The sequence below is a fragment of the Streptomyces sp. NPDC048255 genome, assembly GCF_040652415.1.
Lineage (GTDB): Bacteria > Actinomycetota > Actinomycetes > Streptomycetales > Streptomycetaceae > Streptomyces.
Genome location: NZ_JBEZMA010000124.1, coordinates 1 through 4,179, shown reverse-complemented (window position 1 = coordinate 4,179; position 4,179 = coordinate 1). Strand labels below are relative to the sequence as shown.

At 73.7% G+C, this 4,179-nt stretch carries 6 protein-coding genes; 3 read left to right on the top strand and 3 right to left on the bottom strand.

Going from position 1 to position 4,179, the window contains the following annotated elements:
• Positions 1–359 precede the first annotated feature (359 nt).
• Together AB0D94_RS37615 and AB0D94_RS37610 are read left to right on the top strand one after the other, a co-directional pair.
• Positions 360–836: a macro domain-containing protein gene (locus AB0D94_RS37615; RefSeq protein ID WP_362062425.1), complete on the top strand. Its 477-nt coding sequence runs from the start codon at positions 360–362 to the stop codon at positions 834–836.
• A 17-nt stretch (positions 837–853) separates the two neighbouring features.
• Positions 854–1,402 (top strand): GNAT family N-acetyltransferase, encoded by a 549-nt coding sequence (locus AB0D94_RS37610; protein ID WP_362062422.1) that lies wholly within the window; start codon positions 854–856, stop codon positions 1,400–1,402.
• 4 nt (positions 1,403–1,406) lie between these two features.
• Here AB0D94_RS37610 and AB0D94_RS37605 read toward each other — a convergent pair whose 3' ends face one another.
• The 3 genes from AB0D94_RS37605 to AB0D94_RS37595 form a co-directional block, all read right to left on the bottom strand.
• A complete protein-coding gene (locus AB0D94_RS37605) occupies positions 1,407–1,910 on the bottom strand; it encodes an FBP domain-containing protein (protein ID WP_362062419.1) in 504 nt (167 codons plus the stop codon).
• Between the two features lie 88 nt (positions 1,911–1,998).
• Entirely contained in the window at positions 1,999–2,367 is a 369-nt protein-coding gene (locus tag AB0D94_RS37600) for a hypothetical protein (protein WP_362062416.1), read from the bottom strand.
• Between the two features lie 10 nt (positions 2,368–2,377).
• Positions 2,378–2,842 (bottom strand): nitroreductase/quinone reductase family protein, encoded by a 465-nt coding sequence (locus AB0D94_RS37595; protein WP_362062413.1) that lies wholly within the window; start codon positions 2,840–2,842, stop codon positions 2,378–2,380.
• A 107-nt stretch (positions 2,843–2,949) separates the two neighbouring features.
• On the opposite strand from AB0D94_RS37595, the gene AB0D94_RS37590 reads away from it, so the two are divergent.
• Positions 2,950–3,894, top strand: coding sequence for a LysR family transcriptional regulator (locus AB0D94_RS37590; protein WP_362062410.1), 945 nt, complete (start codon positions 2,950–2,952; stop codon positions 3,892–3,894).
• Positions 3,895–4,179: the final 285 nt, after the last annotated feature.

The following is a 4,179-nucleotide window of genomic DNA, read 5'->3' as shown; positions in this document are numbered from 1 at the left end:
GCGAAGCGACGCGACCGCAGGGAGCGCCCTTGAGGGGCCGGCCCGACACGGAGAGACCATGGGACTGACGGGAAACCCCCAAACCATCCCTGATCGGGCCCCACTGGCACAGGCCCCCCAGGCCACCGCCCCGCGTCCGAGATCGGTCCCACCGGCACAGGCCTCCCGGAGCCCCCGCCCCGCGTCCAAGATTCCGCCCCGCCCGATCTCCCCACTACCCCCACCACCCCCACCACCCCCACTGTCAGTGCCCGCCCCTAGCGTTGGTGCAGTGCCGTTGTGCAGCCGCAGGGGCAAGCGCAAGCGCAAGCGCAAGCGCAAGCGCAAGCGCCAGCGCAACCACAAGGGGGGATCAGAACGTGAAGCCGCTGAGGATCATCGCCGGGGATGCGACGAGTCCCCAGGCCAAGGGGCCCAAAATCATCGCCCATGTGTGCAACGACCTCGGGGGGTGGGGGAAGGGGTTCGTGCTGGCCGTCTCGAAGCGCTGGTCCGAGCCGGAGGCGGCGTACCGGGCCTGGCATCGGGGGCGCAGTGGGAACGACTTCGGGCTGGGTGCCGTGCAGCTGGTGCGGGTGCAGCCCGATGTGTGGGTGGCGAACATGGTCGGTCAGCGCGGCATACGGACCGGGAGCGGGGGGCCGCCGATCCGGTACGACGCCGTGCGGCGCTGCCTCGACGCGCTGGCTGGGCATGCCCTTGAGCTGGGTGCCTCCGTTCACATGCCCCGCATAGGGTGCGGGCTCGCCGGTGGCAGCTGGACGCGCATCGAGCCGCTGATAGCCGACACGCTGGGGGCTCGGGGGGTGGAGGTGACCGTCTACGACCGGGGGTGAAGTGGGACGATCGCGGCATGGACTACCGGTACGCCACCCAGGCTGATGTGGCCGGCATGGCCGCGCTCTTCGCCGCCAGTCACCGTGACGTGCTGACGGAGCGGCAGCGGGCCGAGCAAGGGTTCGTGCAAGGCGCCTTCGGCGTCGCCGAGTTGGGGGTCATGACTGAGGCCGGTCAGTTGCTGGTCGCGGATGACGCGGGGCGGGTGGCCGGGCTCCTGGCGCTGTGCGTGCCGGAGGACGTGCCCTCCCCGCCGCCCCCGCTCGTCGGGCTGTTGGAGGCCCAGCGTTCGCTGGAGTGGCGGGGCCGCCCGCTGATCGAGGTGCGGTGGCTGCTCTACGGCCCTGTGGTGGTCGATGCCGCCTACCGGGGGCGCGGCGTCGCGCGGGAGCTGTTCACCCTTGCCATCAGGGAGGCGGCCGGGCGGGCGGACGCGGTGGTGGCGTTCATCGAGGCCGGGAACGTGCCGTCCTGGCGGGTGCACGTCGACGGGTTCGGCATGAGCCCGCTCGGCGAGTACGTCGCGGGCGGCCGTACGTACAGCGCGGTCGCGGCGCCCGCCTGAGGGGTCAGGCCGCGGTGACCCGGGCCGCGAAGGAGTCCAGGTTGTCCGTCATCCGGGCCAGGCGCTCGTCCAGGGTGAGGGACTCCTCGTACCGCGCGGTGCGCAGCTTCGGCTGCCGCTTGCCGCGTACGTACAGGGGGCAGGCGAGGTCCGCGCAGAGGTAGATGCCGACGGTGTTGCCCTCGCGGCCCCGGGCGCCCGCCAGGGGCGCGGCGAGCAGGGTGACGCCGGAGGAGGCGTGGCCGGTCAGGCAGATCTGGCACAGGCTGGACTTCAGCGCGCTCGTGCGGTTCACGGACGGCACGCGCAGGGAGATCCCCACCGGGCCCTGCGCCGCGGGCACGACGAGGTGGGCGCGCAGGGGCGCGCCCGGATCCACCCAGCCGAGGAAGTCGAGGTCTTCCCAGGGCAGTTCGGCGAAGTCGAGCGGCAGCCGCAGGCGCGCGGCCTCGCCCTTGGTGCAGTTCACGAAGGACGAGCGGATTTGCTTTTCGGTGAGTGGTTCCACGGGCATCGACCCTACGTGCGCCCTGACCGGCCCGCATCCGGATATGTCGGCGTGCTCCGCCGGGCCGGTCTGATCGACGAGGCATCCCCTAGGAGTGGGTGCGGCTGCCTTCGGCCCTGCCCGCGCTGATGGCGGCGGCCAGCAGCAGGGAGATCAGCGAGGCTGCTGCCGCCGCCCACCAGAGGTACGTCATGACGTCCAGCGCGGCGATTTCGGTGCCGTCGGGGAAGACGCAGGTCTCGTTCGGCGGGAACGTGGAGGTTTCGAGCTCGAACGGGCCGCCCGGCCCGACGATCGAGTGGGCGCACCTCTCGCGCTGCTCGGACATGGCCGTCGCCAGCCAGCAGACGACCCAGAGGACGCCCGTCGAGACCAGGCTCCGGCGGAAGACGGTCCAGGCCGTGCCGGCGCCGGTCCGCTGGTCGCGGCCGGGCGCCGGAGTGTGCATTTCGGGCATGGGCGGAAGGTTACTGCGGCTCGCTCGGCCAGTGTTCCAGAATCACCAGAGGGATCTCCCGGGGGCGGGCGGCCGCCTGGTCGTCCTCGAACGGGGGCCACAGGGCGGTCATCAACTCCCAGTAGACCTCGCGTTCCGCCGGGCCGGCCGTGCGGGCCGTGGCCTTGAGGGCGGCGGAGCCGACCTGGAGGCGGACCTCGGGGTAGGCGGTGAGGTTCCGGTACCAGCCGGGGTGCTCGGGGGCGCCGTATCCGGCCGCGAGGACGATGTGGCGGCCCGCGTCCTCGCCGTAGATCAGCGGGGTGCGGGCGGTGCGGCCGGTGGTGCGGTCGAGCGTGGTGAGCAGGAGGGTGGGTACCCCGTGCCACAGGTGGCCGTCGGCGCCAGCGCTGGTCACGTAGGCGCGTACGTGGTCGAGGCGCGGGCCCGGGCAGGGGTCCACGGGGTGGTCCCAGTCGACATCGAGTGCGTGCATTTACCCGTCCTTAGGGTTTCGGCCCCCTGGCCGATAACGAGCATTCACCGATTCTGGATGCGGTCGGACCGTAGCGCAGCTCAGCTGGTCTGGACCAAGCTCGTCCTATGGACCTGGAGCTGAGGCACCTCAAGATCATCAGGGCCGTCGCCGACGCCGGGAGCCTGACCCGGGCGGCGACCGCGCTCGGGCTCGCGCAGCCCGCGCTCAGTGCCCAACTCAAGCGGATCGAGCGCGGGTTGGGCGGGGCGCTGTTCGTGCGCGGGCGGGAGGGCGTGCGGGCCACCGCGCTCGGGGAGCTCGTACTGGACCGTGCGCGGGTGGTACTGCCCGCGGTGTGCGAGCTCCAGGAGGAGGCCCAGCGGTTCGCCCGGCAGGGTGCGGAGGGGTACCGGCTCGGGGGCACGCACGGGCCGCTGCTCGGCGGGCTCGTGGACCGGCTCGCCCGGGAGGAGCCGGGGGTGCCCGTGACCACGTACACGTCCTGGTCCGAGACGGAGATCGCCGCGGGCGTCGCCGCCGGGCGGCTGGACTTCGCGATGGTCGGGGTCTGCGGGGAGAGCGCGCCGCCGGAGCCGGGGCGGCTGGCGTGGATGGAGGTGGCGCGGGACGCGGTGCACGTGATGCTGGCCGAGGATCATCCGCTGGCGCTGGCCCGGCGCGGGGAGGTCGAGCTGGCGGAGCTGGCCGCGGAGGCGTGGGCGGACGTGCCGGGGGACGGGTGCTTCGGCGACTGCTTCGCGGCGGCCTGTGTGCGGGCCGGGTTCACGCCCGCCTGCGTGTACGAGGCGGATACGGCCTCCTGCGTGCACCTGGTGCAGGTCGGACGGGCCGTCGGGCTGTGCCGGGCCACGTTTCCGGGTGCGGCGGGGGTGGTGACCCGGCCGCTCGCCGGGGTCCCGCTGGTGTGGCGGCACCTGCTGGGTTGGCACCCGGCCGCGCGTGCGGCGGCCTGTGCGCCGGCGGTCTTGGCACATGCCAGGGCCGCGCACGCGGAAGCCCTGGCCAGAGCGGCGGGTAGCCGGCTCCGGCCGGGCCTGGTCGGCGGCTAGCCCTGCGGGCGGCTCGGCGGTGCTGGTTCGGCTCTGCCCGGGCCTCTGGGGCTCCGCCCCGGACCCCGCGCCTCAATCGCCGGCGGGGCTGGATTTGGCCACCTGCCCTGCGGGCGGCCCGGCGGTGTCGGGTCCGGCTGCGCCGGGGCCTTGCCGGCGGCTCGGCGGTGCTGGTTCGGCTGCGCCCGGGCCTCTGGGGCTCCGCCCCAGACCCCGCGCCTCAAACGCCGGCGGGGCTGGATTTGGCTTCGGCGGGTCCTGGTCGGCTGCGCCGGGCCTCGGCGG